The sequence below is a fragment of the Microlunatus kandeliicorticis genome (assembly GCF_014137855.1).
Lineage (GTDB): Bacteria > Actinomycetota > Actinomycetes > Propionibacteriales > Propionibacteriaceae > Microlunatus > Microlunatus kandeliicorticis.
On the sequence record NZ_JACGWT010000001.1, the window covers coordinates 946,127 to 965,400 of the forward strand.

14 protein-coding genes and 1 pseudogene are annotated in these 19,274 nt (G+C 72.2%); 6 read left to right on the plus strand and 9 right to left on the minus strand.

The window, feature by feature from the left end; translation table 11 throughout:
* Positions 1 to 18 precede the first annotated feature (18 nt).
* Both FHX74_RS04255 and FHX74_RS04260 read right to left on the minus strand, forming a co-directional pair.
* Positions 19 to 1,293: an MATE family efflux transporter gene (locus FHX74_RS04255; RefSeq protein ID WP_182558784.1), complete on the minus strand. Its 1,275-nt coding sequence runs from the start codon at positions 1,291 to 1,293 to the stop codon at positions 19 to 21.
* Between the two features lie 214 nt (positions 1,294 to 1,507).
* Positions 1,508 to 2,842, minus strand: a complete 1,335-nt coding sequence (locus tag FHX74_RS04260; protein ID WP_182558785.1) for a glycoside hydrolase family 26 protein — start codon at positions 2,840 to 2,842, stop codon at positions 1,508 to 1,510.
* Positions 2,843 to 3,281: 439 nt separating this feature from the next.
* Between FHX74_RS04260 and FHX74_RS20970 the strand changes: the two genes are divergently transcribed.
* Positions 3,282 to 3,668 (plus strand): DUF3017 domain-containing protein, encoded by a 387-nt coding sequence (locus tag FHX74_RS20970; protein ID WP_182558786.1) that lies wholly within the window; start codon positions 3,282 to 3,284, stop codon positions 3,666 to 3,668.
* A 36-nt stretch (positions 3,669 to 3,704) separates the two neighbouring features.
* Here the strand turns inward: FHX74_RS20970 and FHX74_RS04270 are convergent, their stop codons facing one another.
* The 4 genes from FHX74_RS04270 to FHX74_RS04285 all read right to left on the minus strand — a co-directional run bounded on the left by FHX74_RS04270 (position 3,705) and on the right by FHX74_RS04285 (position 7,339).
* Complete coding sequence (locus FHX74_RS04270; RefSeq protein ID WP_182558787.1) at positions 3,705 to 4,046, minus strand: DUF4190 domain-containing protein; 342 nt, start codon at positions 4,044 to 4,046, stop codon at positions 3,705 to 3,707.
* A gap of 108 nt (positions 4,047 to 4,154) precedes the next feature.
* Entirely contained in the window at positions 4,155 to 4,709 is a 555-nt protein-coding gene (locus tag FHX74_RS04275; protein ID WP_182558788.1) for a hypothetical protein, read from the minus strand.
* A 144-nt stretch (positions 4,710 to 4,853) separates the two neighbouring features.
* On the minus strand, positions 4,854 to 6,329 hold the full coding sequence (locus FHX74_RS04280) for a S10 family peptidase (RefSeq protein WP_182558789.1): 1,476 nt from the start codon (positions 6,327 to 6,329) through the stop codon (positions 4,854 to 4,856).
* 17 nt (positions 6,330 to 6,346) lie between these two features.
* Positions 6,347 to 7,339, minus strand: a complete 993-nt coding sequence (locus tag FHX74_RS04285; RefSeq protein ID WP_182558790.1) for a malate dehydrogenase — start codon at positions 7,337 to 7,339, stop codon at positions 6,347 to 6,349.
* 192 nt (positions 7,340 to 7,531) lie between these two features.
* Between FHX74_RS04285 and FHX74_RS04290 the strand changes: the two genes are divergently transcribed.
* From FHX74_RS04290 to trpS, 4 genes and pseudogenes are all read left to right on the plus strand, one after another.
* Positions 7,532 to 9,775, plus strand: coding sequence for an NADP-dependent isocitrate dehydrogenase (locus tag FHX74_RS04290; protein WP_182558791.1), 2,244 nt, complete (start codon positions 7,532 to 7,534; stop codon positions 9,773 to 9,775).
* Positions 9,776 to 9,952: 177 nt separating this feature from the next.
* On the plus strand, positions 9,953 to 11,266 hold the full coding sequence (locus FHX74_RS04295) for a UDP-glucose dehydrogenase family protein (RefSeq protein ID WP_182558792.1): 1,314 nt from the start codon (positions 9,953 to 9,955) through the stop codon (positions 11,264 to 11,266).
* Positions 11,267 to 11,342: 76 nt separating this feature from the next.
* Positions 11,343 to 12,740: pseudogene (locus FHX74_RS04300) on the plus strand (hemolysin family protein); the annotation flags it as partial.
* 147 nt (positions 12,741 to 12,887) lie between these two features.
* On the plus strand, positions 12,888 to 13,895 hold the full coding sequence (trpS, locus tag FHX74_RS04305) for a tryptophan--tRNA ligase (protein ID WP_182558794.1): 1,008 nt from the start codon (positions 12,888 to 12,890) through the stop codon (positions 13,893 to 13,895).
* A 244-nt stretch (positions 13,896 to 14,139) separates the two neighbouring features.
* Here the strand turns inward: trpS and FHX74_RS04310 are convergent, their stop codons facing one another.
* Positions 14,140 to 16,041, minus strand: coding sequence for a cation:proton antiporter domain-containing protein (locus tag FHX74_RS04310; protein WP_328823602.1), 1,902 nt, complete (start codon positions 16,039 to 16,041; stop codon positions 14,140 to 14,142).
* A gap of 124 nt (positions 16,042 to 16,165) precedes the next feature.
* On the opposite strand from FHX74_RS04310, the gene FHX74_RS04315 reads away from it, so the two are divergent.
* Positions 16,166 to 17,410 (plus strand): phosphotransferase, encoded by a 1,245-nt coding sequence (locus tag FHX74_RS04315; RefSeq protein ID WP_182558796.1) that lies wholly within the window; start codon positions 16,166 to 16,168, stop codon positions 17,408 to 17,410.
* Here FHX74_RS04315 and FHX74_RS04320 read toward each other — a convergent pair.
* Positions 17,335 to 18,099, minus strand: a complete 765-nt coding sequence (locus FHX74_RS04320; RefSeq protein WP_182558797.1) for a hypothetical protein — start codon at positions 18,097 to 18,099, stop codon at positions 17,335 to 17,337. The genes FHX74_RS04315 and FHX74_RS04320 overlap by 76 nt on opposite strands.
* Positions 18,100 to 18,207: 108 nt before the next feature.
* Positions 18,208 to 19,251 carry a GNAT family N-acetyltransferase gene (locus FHX74_RS20975; RefSeq protein ID WP_182558798.1) on the minus strand — a complete coding sequence of 348 codons (1,044 nt, stop codon included), beginning with the start codon at positions 19,249 to 19,251 and terminating at the stop codon, positions 18,208 to 18,210.
* Positions 19,252 to 19,274 lie beyond the last annotated feature (23 nt).

Below are 19,274 nucleotides of genomic sequence, written 5' to 3' on the forward strand. Positions count from 1 at the left end.
GCTGCGGATCGTCGTAGATCATCCGGCCGCCTGGACGAGCGGTTCGCGCGGGGCGGGCACCGGAGCGGCGAGCGCGCGGCGGAGGGCAAGCAGCCACAACGGCAGGACGACCGCTTCGGTCAGGGCCAGAGCCCAGGCCGCGCCGGTCTCGGCCCAGAGGTAGGCGCCGCCGATCACGGTGGCCAGCAAGATGGGGCCCTTGATGAGGTTGATGCGGAACGTGCGTTGTGCCTGGCCCATCCCGTAGAGAACGCCCGCCGGCCCATTCGCCAGCGAGGAAGCGAGAGAACTCAGGCCCATCGGTAGCAGGACCAGGGCGGCTCCGGCCCACGAGTCGCCGAACAGGGCCGACCCCCAGCGGTCGGGGATGAGCAGCAGCACGACGAGGTAGACCGCGGTGATCGTCCCGAGCACGCCCGAGATCCCCAGACCGAAGAGCCCGCGCCGGCGGGCGTCGAGCTCGGGGCGGCGAGCGATCTCCGGGACCGCGAACTGGAACACGGCGGCACCGACCACGCCGAGCGGCCCGAGCAGTACCTGCGCTGCGCGCAGGCTGCCGACCGCGTTCGCCGAAACGATCGCACCGACGATCAGGATGGCCAGCTGCATCGCACCCAGACCGATCACGTACTCGGCGAAGAGGAAGCGGCTCAGCTCGCGCTGCTCGACCAGCCAGGAGATCCCGCGAGCAGGACGCGGGACGACACGCAGCACGATCAGCCCCAGCACACCGGCGACGGTGCCGGCGAGTCCCCAGGCCAGTACCAGCGAGCCGAGTCCCGCGGTCGCGGTGAGGACCAGTACGGCGAGAGCGCAGAACTGCAGGACCGTCCAGACGCCGTCGATCAGCGCGGCGTGCCAGGCACGCCCGAGCGCGAAGAAGCACATACGGCAGCTGTCCTGCACCAGCAGCCCGGGCAGGACCGGGGCCAGGGCGATCAGCGCCAGCCCGGTCTGCCCGCCGAGTGCAGCACCGACGCCGAGACTGATCAGGGCGCCGCCCATCCCAGCGAGCAGGGCGAAACCGAACGCGCGGGCTGCGGCCTCTCGGACCACCTCGGGTGACTGGGCGCTGAACGCGATCTGCAGCGGCTGACCCACCACCGCCCGGGTGACGGCGATCGCGATCCCGAAGACGAGGAAGGCGATCGAGAAGGCGCCGAAGGCGTGAGCATCGACCGAGCGCGCGACCACGATCGAGAGCGCGACGTTGCTCAGGGCAGAGAGGACCTGATCGACGACGTTGCCGCCGATCCGTCCGAGCAGGCGCGAAGGCGCCAGCGCACGTTTCACGAATTCCCCCCGAAGCGCCGAACGCGCCGCGATTCGTCACGATCACTGGATGGGCATGACGCGATTCCGCAGGTCTCCCCAGCCCGGTTCTCACGGTATCAGCCGCTGAGACCGTTTCCGGCCGGATCGATCCACCCGATGAAGGGGGTGGACCGACCCGGCCGGTATTGCAGCGCAGGGAAGGCTGAGACGAACGCGATGGCCCAGGCCAGGCTCAGAAGAGCTTGCGGTACATGGCTGCCGCCTTGCGGTTCTGCCCACCGCTGGTCAGCGACGACTGCAGGTAGCTGTCCGGCTCGTCGAAGTAGCACTCGTAGGCGAACACGTCGGTGTTGTTCTTCGCCCAGTCGAACATCGCCGCGATGAAGTGCAGGTTGTCCCCGCCCCCGCCGCCGTTGCTGGCCCGGGCCAGACCCCACTCGCCGATGCCCATGGCGATGTGGTGCGCGCGGGCGAACCGGGCGAGGTCGTCCAGCCCGGGCCCGTAGAGCGGCTTCCGCAGCCCGGCGGCCGAGGTCGCGGTCACCCGGGTGGTCCACCAGTCGTAGACGTCGCAGCTGACGATGTCGGTGACGTCGTCGCCGGGGTAGAGCTGGGTCAGCGGGGCGAGCCGGTCGTCGGTCCCGTTCATACCGACGCCGCAGCCGACGTTGAAGTCGATCAGCAGATCGGGGTCGGCTGCCTTGAGCACGGTCGCGACGCGCCGGAACGCGGCCCGGTAGGTGGCGGCGTCGGACTGGCCGACGCCCCAGCGCCAGTCCGGCAGGTTGGCCTCCCAGCCGATCCGGACGATCGCGTTCCCGCGCCCGGCGCGCTGCAGGTTGGCCGCGACCGCGCGCCAGACCCAGTCCTGGTCGCCGCGGGCGATCGAGGCGAGCGATCCCTCGCCCGAGTCGGGGAGCAGGGCGAGGCCGTAGTTCAGCCGCCCCTGGAACCCGGCCCAGGTGTCGATGGTCCAGCTGTTGTTGGCCATCGTCGCGTAGCTGTCCCGCGGGGAGTAGGTGGTGACCAGGTCCATCGGTCGCCCGCGCCAGGTGCCGAAGGCGTTGATGCTCGGGGTGTCGAACCGGCCGCCGACCCAGGCGCCGGACGCCCAGGGCAGCCCGGACCGGGTGCTGCCGAAGAGCTTGCGGGTCTCGCTCTCGCGGACCAGCTTGACGGTCGTCGTGCGGCCCTTGGCGACCTTGACCCAGGCGGGACCCCAGGTGGTGCGAGGGAGCCCGGACGCGGTCTTCGAGGTCACCGACCCGTAGCCCTTGGGCACGTAGTAGGCGGTCGGACGGACCGAGCCGAGCTTGCGGGTGGTGCCGGCCTTGGCCGCGATCTTCGGACCTTTGGTGGTGCAGGTCTTGCCCGCCGTGCAGACGGTGAGCGCGCGGCTGGACTTGTTGACCACCACGGTGCGGGCGGCCGCTTCGGCGCTGGGGGCCGCGGTGAGGGCGGTGCCGGCGAGCAGCGCGGTGACCACCGAGGCGTAGACCGAACGGCGGGCGATGCGGCGGATCCGGAGGCCGGGGGTGGGCAGGGAAACGGGAGCGAGGGAGGGCATTGGATCTCCTGGAGGCTGGGTGGGTCCCCGGTAGTGATCCCCGACGAGCAGTCCCCGATGGACGAGCAGTCCCCGATGGTGCTGGCCCCGATGGTGTTGGCCCGATGGTGCTGGGCCCGGGACGAGCGTCCGGCCCCGGCCGAACACCCTCCCTGCGTGCGCCGACGGCGACGCTGTTCCCCCTGCTGATTCCCCTGGGCGGTCCCCTGACCGCGGCGGGCTGCGTGCGGGCCGACCCCTCGACCCGAGCGCCTCGCCGGTCGGTGCTGCCCGGGTGGACCCGGTCGCCGACCGCGGCAAAGGTAACCGAGGTCACGGGTCGTTGACCACGAGAGGACGGTGAGAAAATACCCAGCCCTGCTCAGGTGCCCACGGTCACTGGTCCCGAGGCCGGGCGTCGGGCCGCCGGACCCGAGCCCCGGGCTGGCATGCTGGCCCGGTGACCGAGCCGGATCCCGTCGCGCTGCCCGAGACCGAGGACGGTCGTCCCGGGGTGTCGCTGGGCACCTCGGACACCGGTCCCGGCGCCGGATCCGCGGCGGGTGTCCCGGCGACCGCCCGACGACCGACCTACCGCTGGCCGCTGTTGGTCGTGCTCGCCGGAGTGGCCGCGGGGCTGGTGGTGGTGGCGCTCGGCGCCTGGCGGCTCGGGTGCGTGATCACCGGCGCCGCGCTGGCCATCGGTGCGGTGGAGCGGATCGCCCTGCCGCGACGCAACGCCGGACTGCTCCGGGTCCGCAGTCGCGCCTTCGACGTGCTGGTGATGCTGGGGCTCGCGGTCACCATCGTGGCGCTCGCCTTCGCGGTGCCCGAGGGGCGGCGCTGACCGCCGGCCTGGTTCGCCGCCCGCGGTGCCCCCGGGTCAGCGGTACTGGGTGAACGCCATCCCCAGCAGGCTGACCACGAAGACCAGGTAGATGATCACGAAGATCGCCGACAGGCCGAGCAGCACGGTGCCGATGATGCCGAGGATCTTGCCGATCTGGATGTGGCTGCTGTTGGTGCAGGTCCAGCCGCTGGCCCGGATCTCGCGCTCGGCCTTGACGGCGTAGTACCAGGCGAACGGCGCTGTGACCCCGACCACCAGCGACAGGACGCCGAGGACCAGCACGGTGGTGCCCTGCGGGTGCTCGTAGGCCGGGCGGACCGGGTAGCCGCCGTACGGCGGATAGCCGCCAGGACCCGCGGGACCGGGGTAGCTCATGATCGGGAGTATCGCAGTCGTGCGGGCCACCCGAACGCCCTCAGAACGCGGACGACGCCCGGATCCGTTGCGGATCCGGGCGTCGCCGGTGGTCGTGCGGGGTGGTGATCAGCTGCTGCCGCTCGAAGCCGCCAGGATCACCGCGAAGATGATGAAGACGATGTAGATCGCGATGAACACGATGTAGATGATCGTGAACACCTTGCCGAGCATCCGGCCGGTCTTGATGTTGCTGTAGTTGCTGTAGCTGCCGGTGTTGGCGCCGATCTCGGCGAGCGCCTTGTTGCCGAGGTACCAGGCGATCGGCGCGCAGATGCCGACGAAGATGCCGACGATGCCGAGCACGAAGACCGTGGTGCCCTGCGGGTGCTCGACCGGGGCGCCGCCGTAGCCGCCGGCGCCGTAGGGAGAGACCCCGTAGCCCTGCTGGCCGTAGCCCTGCTGCTGGCCGTAGCCCTGCTGGCCCTGGTCGTAGCCCTGCTGACCGTAGCCCTGCTGCTGGCCGTAGCCCTGCTGGCCCTGGTCGTAACCCTGCTGACCGTAGCCGCCCTGCTGGCCGTACTGGCCCTGCCCGTAGGTGGGGTCGTTCGCCGAACCCCCGCTGTTCGGGTAGTTGGGGTCACCCGCGGAGCCGGAGCTGGACGGGTAGTTCGGGTTGCTCATCGCCTGAGTTCCTCGCCTTGTCGGTGGGTGGACGCCGGTGAGGCGTGTCGCGTGACATTGTGACCCATCGGTGGTCCAGCGTCACGTGATCGGCCGCCGCCCGCCCGCGTGTCTCGCGGCCGGTGACGGCGCGGCGGGGCCCGGTCAGTCCCGGGCCGAGGCGGACTCGACGAACGCGGCCAGGGCGGCGGACTGGGCCACCCGGCTCGGCTCGTGGACGTACATCATGTGACCGGCCTCGTAGTAGTGCCACTCGACCCGGTCGAGCTCGTCCCGCGGCAGCTTGACGTGGGCGAACACGTGCTCGGCCGCGAAGTGCGGGGTGGCCCCGTCGTAGTAGCCGCAGGCGACGTGCACCCGCAGCGCGGGGTTGACCCGCATCGCAGTGGCCAGCGGTCCGCTGACCTGGACCATCGCGTTCTCGAACTCCGCGTAGGACCAGGGGTGCACCTTTGGGGTGAGGACGTTGTAGACGAGGTCGGTGCGGTAGCCGAGCTCGCCGCGGACGTAGGCGTTGAACGCCACGCTGTAGGGGCCGGTGATCGCGTGCAGCGACGGGTCGTCGTAGGTCGTCGAGGCGATCGCCGACTCCGGCCAGCCGGTGAACCGCAGGTCGAGCCGGCCGACCACCTGGCCGCGGTCGCGGAGCAGCTCGGTGGTGAACTGGAACAGGTCGACCCGCAGATCGGCCCGGTCGACGTACCCGGCGTCCAGCCCGGTCAGCTCGGCGTACCGGCGGACCACCGCGGCCCGCTCCTCGGGGTCGAGCCGGTGCCCGCGGGCCAGCGCGGCGGCCAGCGGCCCGGCGGCGAACTCCTCGGACTCGCGGACCCGGTCGGCCAGCGCTCCGTCGACCTTGCCGTGGTAGTGCGCGGCCGCGGTGTAGGTGGGGACGAACAGCGTGTACGGCAGGTCGTTGCCCTCGGCGAAGTCCAGGGTGCCGAAGTCGAGCGCGGTCGAGATCAGCATCAGCCCGTTGAGGTAGAGCCCGCTCGACTCGGCCAGGTGCGCGGCCAGCGCCGCCGCCCGGGTCGTTCCGTAGGACTCGCCGGCCAGGAACTTGGGCGACAGCCAGCGCCCGTGCCGCGAGGTCCACAGCCGGATGAACTCGGCCACCGACTCGAGGTCGCGCCGGAACCCGTGGAAGTCGTCGGCCTTGTGCCCGTCGACGGTGCGCGAGAACCCGGTGGTCACCGGGTCGATGAACACCAGGTCGGCCACCCGCAGCAGGGTCTCGAGGTTGTCGGCGAGCCCGTAGGGCGGCCGGGCCAGCGCGCCGGCGTCGCCCATCACCACCCGGCGCGGGCCGAGCAGCCCGAGGTGCAGCCAGACCGAGGACGAGCCGGGGCCGCCGTTGAAGGCGAACACCACCGGCCGGTCGGTCGGCTCGACCGCCTCGCCGCCCCGGCTCTCCAGCCGGTAGGCGACGTGGAAGATCTCGGCCTGCGGCTGTCGGCCGGCGTAGTCGCCGTCCTCGACCACCTCGTCGCCGAGCACCACCCGGCCGGTGGTCACGGTGTAGTCGAGCCGGTCCGCGCCCTCGCCGATGTGCTGCTGGCGACTGACCACGTGGTCGTGCGGCGCCGGGCGGTCCTTGCGGTCGGTGGTGTCCGTCGTCATCGGGGTATGGGTCCGGTTCAGCCGAGCAGGCCCATGCCGTGGACGGCTTCGCGCTCGGAGTTGAGCTCGGCCACCGAGGCGTCGATCTTCTCCCGCGAGAAGGCGTCGATCTCGAGGCCCTCGACGATGCTGTACTCGCCGTCGGTCACCGTGCAGGGGTAGGAGGTGATGACGCCCTCGGCGATCCCGTAGGACCCGTCGGAGGGTACCGACATCGACACCCAGTCGTTCGCCGGGGTGCCGCGGACCCAGTCGCGCATGTGCTCGATGGTGGCGTTGGCCGCGCTGGCCGCCGAGCTCGCGCCGCGGGCGTCGATGATGGCCGCGCCGCGCTTCTGCACGGTGGGCAGGAAGTCGTTCTCGACCCAGTCCTGGTCGTCCACGACCTCGGCGGCCGGTCGGCCGTCGACGAGCGCGTGGAAGACGTCCGGGTACTGGGTGGCCGAGTGGTTGCCCCAGATGGTCATCTGGCTGATCGCGTTGACGCTGACGCCGGTCTTCTGCGCCAGCTGGGCGACGGCCCGGTTGTGGTCGAGCCGGGTGAGGGCGTTGAACCGCCGGTTCGGGATGTCGGGAGCGTTGCTCATCGCGATCAGCGCGTTGGTGTTGGCCGGGTTGCCGGTGACGAGCACCTTGACGTCGTCGGCCGCGTGGTCGTTGAGCGCGCGGCCCTGGACGGTGAAGATCGCGCCGTTCGCCTCGAGCAGGTCCGAGCGCTCCATCCCCTTGCTCCGCGGCCGGGCGCCGACCAGCATCGCCAGGTTGACCCCGTCGAACACCGTGTTGGCGTCGTCGCCGATCTCGACCTTGCTGAGCAGCGGGAAGGCGCAGTCGTCGAGCTCCATCACCACGCCCTCGAGCGCCTTGAGCGCGGGGGTGATCTCGAGCAGTCGCAGCTCGACCGGCTGCTCGGGACCGAGCAGCTCGCCGGCGGCGATCCGGAACAGCAGGTTGTAGCAGATGGCCCCGGCCGCACCGGTGACGGCGACCTTGACGGGGGTGTTGCTCACGCTCGGGCTCCTGACGTCTCGACGGCTGGACCGGCGACCCGCACACGGGGTGCCAGTGCGGACCCTAGCAACGCGGCCGGAGCGGGAGCCGGTCGGTCGGGGCCGCGGTCCGACGGCCGGGTCGAGACCGGCGGGCGATCTCCGATATCTTGACGTCAAGGTAAATCGACGTCCAGGAGGGTTCTCGCACCCATGGCCACGACCGGCTCGAGCTCGAAGATCATCTACACCTACACCGACGAGGCGCCGCTGCTGGCGACCTACTCGTTCCTGCCGATCATCTCGGCGTTCGCCTCGACCGCGGGGGTGGAGGTCGAGACCCGCGACATCTCGCTGGCCGGCCGGATCATCGCCCAGTTCCCCGAGCGGCTGACCGAGCAGCAGCGCCAGCCCGACGCGCTGGCCGAGCTCGGCGAGCTGGCCAAGACGCCCGAGGCCAACATCATCAAGCTGCCGAACATCTCGGCCTCGATCCCGCAGCTCAAGGCGGCGATCAAGGAGCTGCAGGCCCAGGGCTACGACCTGCCCGACTACCCGGACGAGCCGAAGACCGACGAGCAGCGCGCCGACCGGGCCAAGTACGACAAGGTCAAGGGCAGCGCGGTCAACCCGGTGCTCCGCGAGGGCAACTCCGACCGTCGGGCGCCCGCCTCGGTCAAGAACTACGCCCGCAAGCACCCGCACCGGATGGGGGCCTGGAGCGCGGACAGCCGGACCGAGGTCGCGCACATGACCGCCGACGACTTCCGGTCCAGCGAGAAGTCGGTGGTCGTCCCGGCCGACGACACGCTGCGGATCGAGCTGCACGCGGCCGACGGGTCGGTGACCGTGCTCAAGGAGTCGGTGCCGGTGCTGGCCGGCGAGGTCGTCGACGCGACCGCGATGAAGGTCGGGCCGCTGCGCGCGTTCCTGGCCGAGCAGGTCCGGCGGGCCAAGGCCGACGGCGTCCTGTTCAGCGTCCACCTCAAGGCCACCATGATGAAGGTCTCGGACCCGATCATCTTCGGCCACGTCGTCCGCACCTTCTTCGCCGACGTGTTCGAGCGCTACGGCGCCGACCTGGCCGCGGCCGGGCTCAGCCCGAACGACGGGCTCGGCGGCATCCTGGCCGGGCTCGACAAGCTCGACAACGGCGCCGAGATCAAGGCCGCGTTCGACCGGGCGCTGGCCGAGGGCCCGGAGCTGGCGATGGTCGACTCCGACCGCGGGATCACCAACCTGCACGTGCCGAGCGACGTGATCGTCGACGCCTCGATGCCGGCGATGATCCGCACCTCGGGTCACATGTGGGGCCCCGACGGCGCCGAGCACGACACCCTGGCGGTGATCCCCGACAGCAGCTACGCGGCGATCTACCAGGTGATGATCGACGACTGCAAGGCGCACGGCGCCTACGACCCGGCGACCATGGGCTCGGTGCCGAACGTCGGTCTGATGGCCCAGGCGGCCGAGGAGTACGGCAGCCACGACAAGACCTTCGAGATCCCTGCCGACGGGACGGTCCGGGTCGTCGACTCCGCCGGCAGCACGCTGATCGAGCACGAGGTCTCGGCCGGCGACATCTGGCGCGCCTGCCAGACCAAGGACGTCCCGATCCGCGACTGGGTGAAGCTGGCCGTGACCCGGGCCAGGGCCACCGGGGCCCCGGCGGTGTTCTGGCTCGACGAGAACCGCGCGCACGACGCGAACCTGATCGAGAAGGTCAAGGCCTACCTGCCCGAGCACGGCGCCGGGCTGGACGGCGAGGGCGGGCTGCAGCTGTCGATCATGGCCCCGGCCGAGGCGATCGCCTTCAGCCTGGAGCGGATCCGCCGCGGCGAGGACACCATCAGCGTCACCGGAAACGTGCTCCGGGACTACCTGACCGACCTGTTCCCGATCATGGAGCTCGGCACCTCGGCCAAGATGCTCTCGGTGGTGCCGCTGATCAACGGCGGCGGGCTGTTCGAGACCGGGGCCGGCGGTTCGGCGCCGAAGCACGTCCAGCAGCTGGTCAAGGAGAACTACCTGCGCTGGGACAGCCTGGGCGAGTTCCTGGCCCTGGCGGTCAGCTTCGAGCACCTGGCCACGGCCACCGGCAACGCCCGGGCGCAGATCCTGGCCGACACCCTCGACCGGGCCACCGGGACCTTCCTGGACGAGAACAAGAGCCCGGCCCGCAAGGTCGGCTCGATCGACAACCGCGGCAGCCACTTCTACCTGGCCCTCTACTGGGCCCGCGAGCTGGCCGCCCAGACCGAGGACGCCGAGCTGGCCGCGGCGTTCGCCGGGCTGGCCCGGACGCTGGGCGAGCAGGAGGAGACCATCAACGCCGAGCTGCTCGGCGTCCAGGGGCAGCCGGCCGACATCGGCGGCTACTACCGTCCCGACGACGCCAAGGCCTCGGCCGTGATGCGCCCGTCCGCCACGCTCAACGCGGCGCTCGCCGCGCTCTGAACGGGCTCCGGCCAGAACCGCTGATGCACTGACCGCCCGCCGCGGTCCCCGACCTCCCGGTCGGGGGCCGCGGCGGTCGTCGGTCCGGGCCGGTTCGTGTCCCGCGGGGAGGGCGAGCCCGACGCGTGCGGGCGTGCGGATTTGGGTGGCTTCGACACGAACCGGGACAATCGGCGGGTGACCCTGCGCATCAGTGTGATCGGCACCGGCTACCTCGGCGCCACCCACGCCGCCTGCATGGCCGAGTTCGGCCACCAGGTGATCGGGCTCGACATCGACCCGGACCGGGTCAAGAAGCTCAACGCCGGCCAGTCGCCGATGTACGAGGACAACCTCGAGCCGCTGCTCGAGCGGCACACCGCGACCGGCCGGCTCCGCTTCACCACCGACTACGCCGAGCTCGCCGACTGGGCCGACGTCCACTTCCTCTGCCTCGGCACCCCGCAGGGCCCCGACGGCGCCGCCGACCTCGGCCAGCTCGAGTCGGCCACCCGGTCGCTGGCCCCGCTGCTGACCCGGCCGACGCTGGTGGTCGGCAAGTCGACCGTCCCGGTCGGCACCGCGGTGCAGCTTCGCGCGCTCTTCCAGCAGCTGGCCCCGGCGGGGGAGCAGGTCGAGCTGGCCTGGAACCCGGAGTTCCTCCGCGAGGCCTTCGCGGTCGAGGACACCCTGCGTCCGGACCGGATCGTCTTCGGCACCGACGACGGCGCCGGGCTCGAGCTGCTCCGCGAGGTGTACGCGCTCCCGCTGAGCGAGGCGACGCCGGTGGTCGAGTGCGACTACGCCACCGCCGAGCTGATCAAGACCGCGGCCAACGCCTTCCTGGCCACCAAGATCAGCTTCATCAACGCGATGGCCCAGATGTGCCAGGCGGCCGGCGGGGACGTCACCCTGCTCGCCGATGCGATCGGCCACGACCGGCGGATCGGCCGGCAGTTCCTCAACGCCGGGCTCGGCTTCGGCGGCGGCTGCCTGCCCAAGGACATCCGGGCCCTGGCCACCCGCGCCGACGAGCTCGGCGTCGGGGTGCTCAGCGACTTCATCGCCGGCGTCGAGGCGATCAACACCGGCCAGCGGCTCGAGATGGCCGAGATGGCCGTCGACCAGCTCGCCGGCGACGTCACCGGGAAGCGGATCGCCGTGCTCGGCGCGAGCTTCAAGCCGGGCACCGACGACACCCGCAACTCTCCGGCGCTCACCGTGGCGACCGCCCTCGCCGAGCGGGGCGCCGAGATCGTGGTCTACGACCCGCAGGCCCGGGTCGACTGGCCCGGCATGAGCCAGGCGTCCTCGGTGATCGAGGCGCTCACCGGGGCCGACCTCGTGCTGCACCTGACCGAGTGGCCCGAGTTCCGCCAGCTCGACCCCGAGCAGCTCGCGCCGCTGGTCACCAACCGGATCGTCATCGACGGCCGGCTCAAGCTGCACGCCCCGACCTGGCGCCGGTCGGGCTGGAAGGTCGTCCAGATGGGACGCGCGGCGACGCTGTGAACGCTCGACGTGGTGCGTGCTCGCGGACCGGGCCGCCGTCCGAGGCGGTCACTAGGCTGGACGGGGTGACGGGCCGATGACCGAGATCCTGCTCAACAGCGGCCTGATCCTGCTGTTCATCTGCATCAGCGGGGTGTTCGCCGCGGCCGAGATGTCGCTGGTGTCGCTGCGCGAGAGCCAGGTGCGCCAGCTCCAGCACCGCAGCCGCCGCGGCCCGCTGATCGCCCGGCTGACCGCCGAACCCAACCGGTTCCTCTCCGCGGTGCAGATCGGCGTCACGCTGGCCGGCTTCCTGTCCGCCGCCTTCGGCGGCGCCACACTGGCCGTCCACCTCGGCCCGCAGCTCCAGAAGCTGGGGCTGGGCGAGGGGCTCGCCAGCACGCTGGCCCTGATCCTGATCACCGCGCTCATCAGCTACGTCTCGATCGTGCTCGGCGAGCTGACCGCCAAACGGCTCGCGCTCCAGCGGACCGAGGCGTTCGCCACCGCGCTCGCCCCGCTGGTCGACTTCATCGCCCGGATCGGCAGACCGGTGATCTGGTTGCTCGGCGTCTCGACCAACGGCGTGGTCCGGCTGCTCGGCGGCGACCCGTCGGCCAGCCGGCAGGAGGTGACCGACGAGGAGATCCGGGCCATGGTCGGCGCCTCGCAGACGCTGGGTGTCGAGGAACGCCAGATCGTCGAGGACGTCTTCGACGCGGGTCAGCGCAACCTGCGCGAGGTGATGATCCCGCGCACCGAGGTCGACTTCCTCCCCGGCAGCATGCCCGCGTACAAGGCGGCCAGCCAGGTTCTCGCCGCCCCGCACTCGCGCTATCCGGTGATCGGCGACTCGGCCGACGACGTGATCGGCTTCGTCCACGTGCGGGACCTGCTCGACCCCGAGATCAGCACCCGCTCGACGCCGGTGGCCGACCTGGCCCGCCCGGTGATCATGCTGCCCGACACCGTCCGGGTGCTGCGGGCGCTGACCGAGATGCGCCGGGTCTCGGCACACCTGACCATCGTCCTCGACGAGTACGGCGGCACCGCCGGGATCGTGACCATGGAGGACGTCGTCGAGGAGCTGGTCGGCGACATCACCGACGAGTACGACGAGGTGCCCGACGCCCGTCCGGCGCTCGACGGCGCCCGCGACTTCGACGGACTGCTGACCCTCGAGGAGTTCGAGGACCGGACCGGGTTCCGGCTCCCCGAAGGGCCCTACGACACGCTGGCCGGCTTCCTGGTCGCCCGGATGGGTCACATCCCGACGGCCGGCGAGCGGGTGGTCGCGGTGGTCGAGCGTGCGGACGTCGACGGCGAGGAGCTCGAGGAGCGTCCGGCGGCGGCGCTGGCGCTGACCGTCGCCGAACTCGACGGCCGGCGGGTGTCGGTGATCCGGGTACAGGCGGCCGAGCCGGTCCCGACCGAGGCGCTCGACCCTGCCGGCACGGCCGGTGGGCCGACCGCCGTCGCTCCGGCGGCGGCCGCCGCGGGGGCGACCGGTGAGTCCGCGGGAGCCACCGTCGTCGGGCCGGGCCACCCGACCTCCGACCACCGGCTGACCCGACGCACCCGCGGCTGAGCCCGGCCGAAACTGCGTCGAGACCGCCCCGGGGGCCGTGACAGGATGGACGTCATGTCCGACCGGCCCCGCGTGCTCTCCCTGGTCCAGCCGACAGCGAACTCGCTGCACCTCGGCAACTACCTCGGGGCGCTGCGGCAGTGGGTGCCGCTCCAGGACGAGTTCGAGACCTTCTACGGCGTCGCCGACCTGCACGCACTGACCGTCGAGAACGAGCCGGCCGCGCTGACCGAGAAGACCCTGCGGGCCGCCGCCCAGCTCATCGCCGGCGGGGTCGACCCGGACCGGTCCACGGTCTTCGTCCAGTCGCACGTGCCCGAGCACACCCAGCTGACCTGGGTGCTGTCCTGCATGACCGGCTTCGGCCAGGCCAGCCGGATGACCCAGTTCAAGGACAAGAGCAGCCGGCTGGGTGCCGACGCGGCCAACGTCGGGCTGTTCCTCTATCCGGTGCTGATGGCCGCCGACATCCTGCTGTACCAGGCCGAACGGGTCCCGGTGGGCGAGGACCAGCGGCAGCACCTCGAGCTCACCCGCGACCTGGCCGGCCGGTTCAACGCGCGCTACGGCGAGACGTTCGTGGTGCCGGAGCCGCACATCCTCGCCTCGGTGGGCAAGATCATGGACCTCACCGACCCGACCGCGAAGATGAGCAAGACCGGCTCGCCGCCGAACGGGATCATCGAGCTGCTCGACCCCGACAAGGCGAACACCAAGAAGATCAAGTCCGCGGTCACCGACAGCGACCGGGTGATCACCTTCGACGAGCAGGCCAAGCCCGGCGTGGCCAACCTGCTGCGGATCCTCTCCGCGCTGACCGGCGAGAGCATCGAGTCGCTGGTCGCCGGCTTCGAGGGCAAGGGCTACGGGGACCTCAAGGGGGCCGTCGCCGACGCGGTGGTCGCCTTCGCCGGCCCGTTCCGCGAGCGCACCTTCGCGCTGATGGGGGAGCGGACCGAGCTCGAGAAGATCCTCGCCGCCGGAGCCGAGCGGGCCCGCGACGTCGCCGCGGGGACCGTGCGCCAGGTCTACCGGACGATCGGTCTGCTGCCCCCGGGCTGATCAGGAGCTCGCACCCCGGGGCGGCAGCCCGCACGCAGTGCGGTGATCGGCCACCCACCCTCACGACGCGAGCGGTACGACCAGCCCGGGAGGGCGGGCACCGCGTCGGGGTGTGGTCGGGCGTTCCGAGCGGAGCGGAGCCCCAGCGGAGCGCAGCGAGGTGGGCGGGACGCGGTGCCCGCCCTCCCGGGCGCACCCGAGGTACCGCGCTTCGATGAGCTCAGCGCACGTCTCCGGACGACTTCTAGCCCAGCCGCTCGTCGACGTAGCACCAGCGCCAGGACTCGCCCTGCTCGAAGCTGCGCATCACCGGGTGGCGGCTGTCGTGGAAGTGCCGGGTGGCGTGCTTGCCGACCGAGGAGTCGCAGCAACCGACGTTGCCGCAGGTCAGGCAGAGCCGCAGGTGCACCGGCCGGGTGCCCTCGCGGATGCAGTCCTCGCAGTCGCGGCTGAGTGGGCGGACCACGGTGGGAGCCTCGTCGAGGTGCTCGCACGAGCCGTCCGCGCCGGCCGGGGTCCGGACGGCCAGCTCGGTGTCGCGCACCCCGTCGGCCTCGCGGTTGAAGGCCATCAGCATCGACTCCTCCTGGTCGAGCGAGGCGAGCACCTGGGCGATCACGTCGCTCTCGATCGTCCCGGCCGAGCGGATCCGCAGCACCTCCCCGCGTTCGGCCTCGAGGGTGGCCAGGCGGAGCCGGCGGTAGGCCTCGGCCGGGGTCTCGAACGTCCCGGGTGCCCCGAGCCGCTCCCAGATCGAGTTGGTCCGGGTGTCGATCCGGCGGCGCAGGGCGGCCAGGGTCTCGTCGGTGTCGTGCGGCTGCCGGATGTCGTCGAGGGTCTGCAACGCCACCGCGGTGGAGGACTGCAGCACCGAGGCGGCCTGCAGCGCGTCCTCGCGGGCGTCGGGGCCCCGCAGCCCGCTGCGCCGGGCGACCCACGGCAGGCTGAGCCCCTGGATCAGCAGCGTCCCGACCGTGACCACCAGCGCCGCGAAGACCAGCACCGGCCGGATCTCGCTGTCCGGCAGCACGAACGCAGCGGCCAGCGTCACGACACCGCGCATGCCGGCCCAGCCGATCACCGAGGTCTTGGCCCACTGGTGGCTGATCGATCCCGACGGCGCCCGGAACAGGTAGAAGCCGGCGATCCCCACCCACAGCAGCCGGAGCACGATCACGCCGACCAGCACCGCGGCGCAGAAGCCCACGATGGTGCCCAGCGCGAGGTCGGTCCGCTGCAGGTCGGCCACGATCCGGCGGACCTGCAACCCGATCAGCAGGAAGACCGAGTTCTCCAGCACGAACTGGATGGTGTTCCAGTTGGTGCGTTCGCTGATCCGCGACCGGGCGGTCTGGATCACCGGCGCCTTGTGCCCGAGGATCAGGCCGGCCAGCACCACCGCGACGACGCCGGAGGCGTGGTAGTCGCCCCAGCCGAGCTCCTCGGCGGGCAGGTAGGCCAGGAACGGGACCAGCAGCGAGAACGCCGTGTCGAAACGGGTCTTGTGGATCCGGCGTCGGATCAGCGCGGCCACCCAGGCCACCACCAGCCCGACCAGCACGCCGCCGCCGGCCGCGATCACCAGCCCGAGCAGCGCCGTCCCGGCCGTCTCCAGCCCGCCCGGCGTCCGACCCGCGCCGGCCGCGGTCGTGGCGATGAACAGCGAGACCCGCAGGGCGGTGATCGCGGTGGCGTCGTTGACCAGCGACTCGCCCTCGAGGATCGTCACCACCCGACGGGGCAGACCGACCCGGCGGGCGATCGAGGTGGCCGCGACGGCGTCGGGGGGCGCCACCACCGCACCGAAGGCGACGGCGAGGGCGAACGGGATCGGCAGGATCAGCCAGGTGATCAGGCCGATGCCGAACGCGGTGATCAGCACCAGCAGCACCGAGAGGAAGCCGATCGAGGCCTTGTTGGCCCGGAAGTCGATCACCGAGATGCGGATCGCGGCCGAGTAGAGCAGCGGCGGGAGCAGGCCGATCAGGACGATCTCGGGGGTGAGCTCGATGTCGGGGATGAAGGGCACGAACGAGCCGATCGCCCCGACCAGCATGAGCACCAGGGGAGGGGACAGCCGCAGTCGCTCCGCCCCGGCGGTGACGGCGATCACCACCCCCACCAGCGTCACCAGTCCGATCGCCACGAGCACTCCGTCATCTTGCCGCAGCGGGATGGTCCGGCATGCAAGGATTCCGCTGCCGGGCCGGCCGTTCACCGAGGGCGGACATCCCGGTGGTCCGGGACACGCGAGCGGGAAAGGGGAGGGCATGCCGGTCGTGACCCGATCTCCCGTACCCCCGGACGACGGATCGGACCTGCTCACCTCGCCCGCGGTCGCCGACCTGCTCCGGGCTGCGGTCAGCCACGGGGGCGGGACGCTGGTGTCGTGGCGGCTCGACCACGTCGACGCCGACCCGCAGCGTTCGACCACCGCGACCTTCCGCGCGGTCATCGACTGGCCGTTCGGTCGTCGGGACGAGCTGCTCGGGGCCAGCGCCCGGGTCGGTGGCCCGTCGGTCTCCGACGAGCGGGCGGTGATCTTCGCCGACGGGCGTCGCGAGGTCGCGGTCTGGCTCTACCCGCACGACCCGGACCTGCCCGCGCTCGACCGGGCCGCGTACGCCGAGCAGCTGGCCCGGACGTTCAGCGACGCCGGCACCTTCGGCGCCCCGGTCAGCCCCGACCAGCTCGAGCTCACCATGGTCGGCTACCGGCCGCGGCGCCGTGCGGTGCTCCGGGCCCGGGTGCAGCTGCCGTCGGGGCCGCTGACCTGCTTCGTCAAGGTGCTGCGGCCGAACGCCTACCAGCCGGTGCTGCTGCGGCACCAGATGCTGGCCGGCGCCGGGCTGCCCTCACCGCAGGTGCTGCTCGCGCTGCCCGAGGGGCTGCTGGTCACCCGCGAGCTGGCCGGACGGCCGTTGGCCCGGGCGATCTTCGACGCCGCCGCGCCGTGCCGCGCCGAGGACCTCATCGCGCTGCTCGACGCGATGCCGGCCGAGGTCGCCACGCTCGAACGCCGCCAGCCCTGGACCGACGCCGTCGGACAGTACGCCGGGATGGTCGCGACCGCGCTGCCCGAGGCCGCACCGCAGCTCGAACGGCTGACCGAGGCGATCACCAGTGGCGTGGCCGGGATCCCGCCCGGGGACGAACCGACGCACGGCGACTTCTACGAGGCGCAGGTGTTCGTCGGGGGCGGCCGGGTGACCGGGATGCTCGACGTCGACACCGTCGGCCCCGGCCGCCGCGCCGACGACCTGGCCTGCCTGATCGCCCACCTGACCACCGTGCAGCGGATGAACCCCGAGCAGGAGGCCCGGGTGCGCCAGCTGGTCACCGAGTGGCTCCCGGTCTTCGACACCCGGGTCGACCCGGTCGAGCTGCGGCTCCGCGCCGCCGCCGTGGCGATCTCGCTGGCCACCGGCCCCTACCGCGGTCAGGAACGCGACTGGCCCGGCGAGACGCGGATGATCCTCGACGCCGCCGAACGACTGGTCCGCTCGGTCCGCTGACGTCCCGGCCGCGGGCGGCGGGAACCAGTCACACCGAGCAGAGCGCCGAGGACGCCGATGACCAGCGACGCGACCATCAGGACTCCGCTCCCGGGCGGCCAGTCCCAGTTGTCCTGGTTGATCGAGCCGAGGACGAGGTACTCGCCGAGAAGGTGACCCGCGCCGAACGCGCCGCAGCCCCACGACAGCGCGAGCAGGGCCAGTCGGTCCCGGGTACGCGACACGGCGCAGCAGGCGACGACGGCACCGACGAGCAGCGCAACCTCGGAGAGAAGACCCGGCACCAGCGACACTCGTCCGACGTCGACGCCGTTCAGCCAGCCGACGGCGGTGAGGACCGCCATCAGCACGGTCGGTGACGCCGCCGACGCGACCACGGCCCGGGCGGTCCGCGAGAGCGGGAGGCCGAGCGCCACCACGATCCAAGCCAGACCGGCGAGAGCGAACGCGCCGGCGGCCGCAGCGAGCTCGGTGTCGCTCTGTTCGGCCGGTACCGGCGGGAAGTAGATGGCAGGCCCGCGGTTCATCGCGCGAAGGCACGCGTCGGTGTACTCGCCGTCGTGACCCCACGGGGTCCCGATCAGCATCTGGCCGCGGCACGGCAACCAACCGAGTCGCAGGCACACCGCTGCGCAGCCGGCGGCGGCCAGCAGCACGAGCGCTGCCCCGAGGGTCGTCACACGTCTCATCGGTGGAACGTACAGCGCTGTACGCATCTCGTGGGCCCGAACGATGAATCGGAGTGCCCCTGGCCCTTCGACGGGCTCAGGGCACCGTGATCCAAATCCGTCGGCGGCTCAGGGGAGCGGGCGGCCGGGCGGGACGGTGGAGTCGGCGACGATCCGGAACGGCTCGGCCGGGGTGCCGTGGTGCACGAGCGAGGTGACCAGGTCGGCGAGCAGCCGGGGGAAGGTGGCCACGGCCGAGTCGCGGAGCTCGTCGACCGGCCACCAGCGCAGCCCGACGAGGTAGTCCTCGTCGCCGCGCAGGCCCGAGCGGTCGAGCAGGATCCGCGCGCTGCGGGCCCACCAGAGCTCCTCGACCTGGTGCAGCACCAGGTCCGGGAAGGCCACCCAGTAGTCCTGCAGCACGACCGGACCGGCCAGCTCCGGCACCACCAGGCCGGTCTCCTCGGTCAGCTCGCGGCCCGCCGCCGCGGCCGCCGTCTCGCCGTCCTCGACCCCACCGCCGGGCAGGGCCCAGTGCTCGCGGCGGACCCCGTCGGCTCCGCGGAGCACGTTGTGGGTCAGCAGCACCCGGTCCTCGGGATCGAGCACCAGCGCCCGCGCCGAGGCCCGGTGCCGGACCGGCCCTCGGGCTGCCGGCTCCGGCGGATCCGGCCAGAGCACGCGCTCGAAGCAGCGGACGGGGCCGATCCGGGCGTAGTGGCCGTAGTTGGGGACGAGCCGCCAGCCCGCCCGGTGGTAGAGGGCGATCGCCTCCGGCTGCCGCGGCCCGGTGGCCAGCACCAGCCGTCGGAGCCCGCGGTCGGGGGCGGTCGCCACCACCGCGTCGAGCAGCGCCGCCGCCACGCCGCGGCGCCGGGCGCCGGGCTCGACCCAGAGCCGCTTGACCTCACCGGTGCGGTAGCCGTCGGCGTCCGGCCCGGCGGCCAGCGCCACGCATCCGACCGGACGCCCGCCGTCGACAGCCGTCCAGCAGCCGAGCACCGTGGCCGGGTCGAGACCGTCGGCCGTCGCTCCCGGCACGTCGGCGTAGCGCCCGGCCACCTCGGCCTCCTGCGCGGTCCGCAGCGCGGTGAACGCCGGATCGCTCCAGGCGACCGGCGACACCACCGGGTCGCCGGACCCTGACCCGCGACCGATCGCTCCCGGCTGCACGCCCCGACGCTAGCGCCGATGCT

Bases quoted from the DNA above. Each gene is read 5' to 3' on its own strand.
- FHX74_RS04260 (WP_182558785.1), bottom strand. From the start codon at position 2,842: ATGCCCTCCCTCGCTCCCGTTTCCCTGCCCACCCCCGGCCTCCGGATC.
- FHX74_RS04270 (WP_182558787.1), bottom strand. From the start codon at position 4,046: ATGAGCTACCCCGGTCCCGCGGGTCCTGGCGGCTATCCGCCGTACGGC.
- FHX74_RS04275 (WP_182558788.1), bottom strand. From the start codon at position 4,709: ATGAGCAACCCGAACTACCCGTCCAGCTCCGGCTCCGCGGGTGACCCC.
- FHX74_RS04280 (WP_182558789.1), bottom strand. From the start codon at position 6,329: ATGACGACGGACACCACCGACCGCAAGGACCGCCCGGCGCCGCACGAC.
- FHX74_RS04290 (WP_182558791.1), top strand. From the start codon at position 7,532: ATGGCCACGACCGGCTCGAGCTCGAAGATCATCTACACCTACACCGAC.
- trpS (WP_182558794.1), top strand. From the start codon at position 12,888: ATGTCCGACCGGCCCCGCGTGCTCTCCCTGGTCCAGCCGACAGCGAAC.
- FHX74_RS04315 (WP_182558796.1), top strand. From the start codon at position 16,166: ATGCCGGTCGTGACCCGATCTCCCGTACCCCCGGACGACGGATCGGAC.
- FHX74_RS04320 (WP_182558797.1), bottom strand. From the start codon at position 18,099: ATGAGACGTGTGACGACCCTCGGGGCAGCGCTCGTGCTGCTGGCCGCC.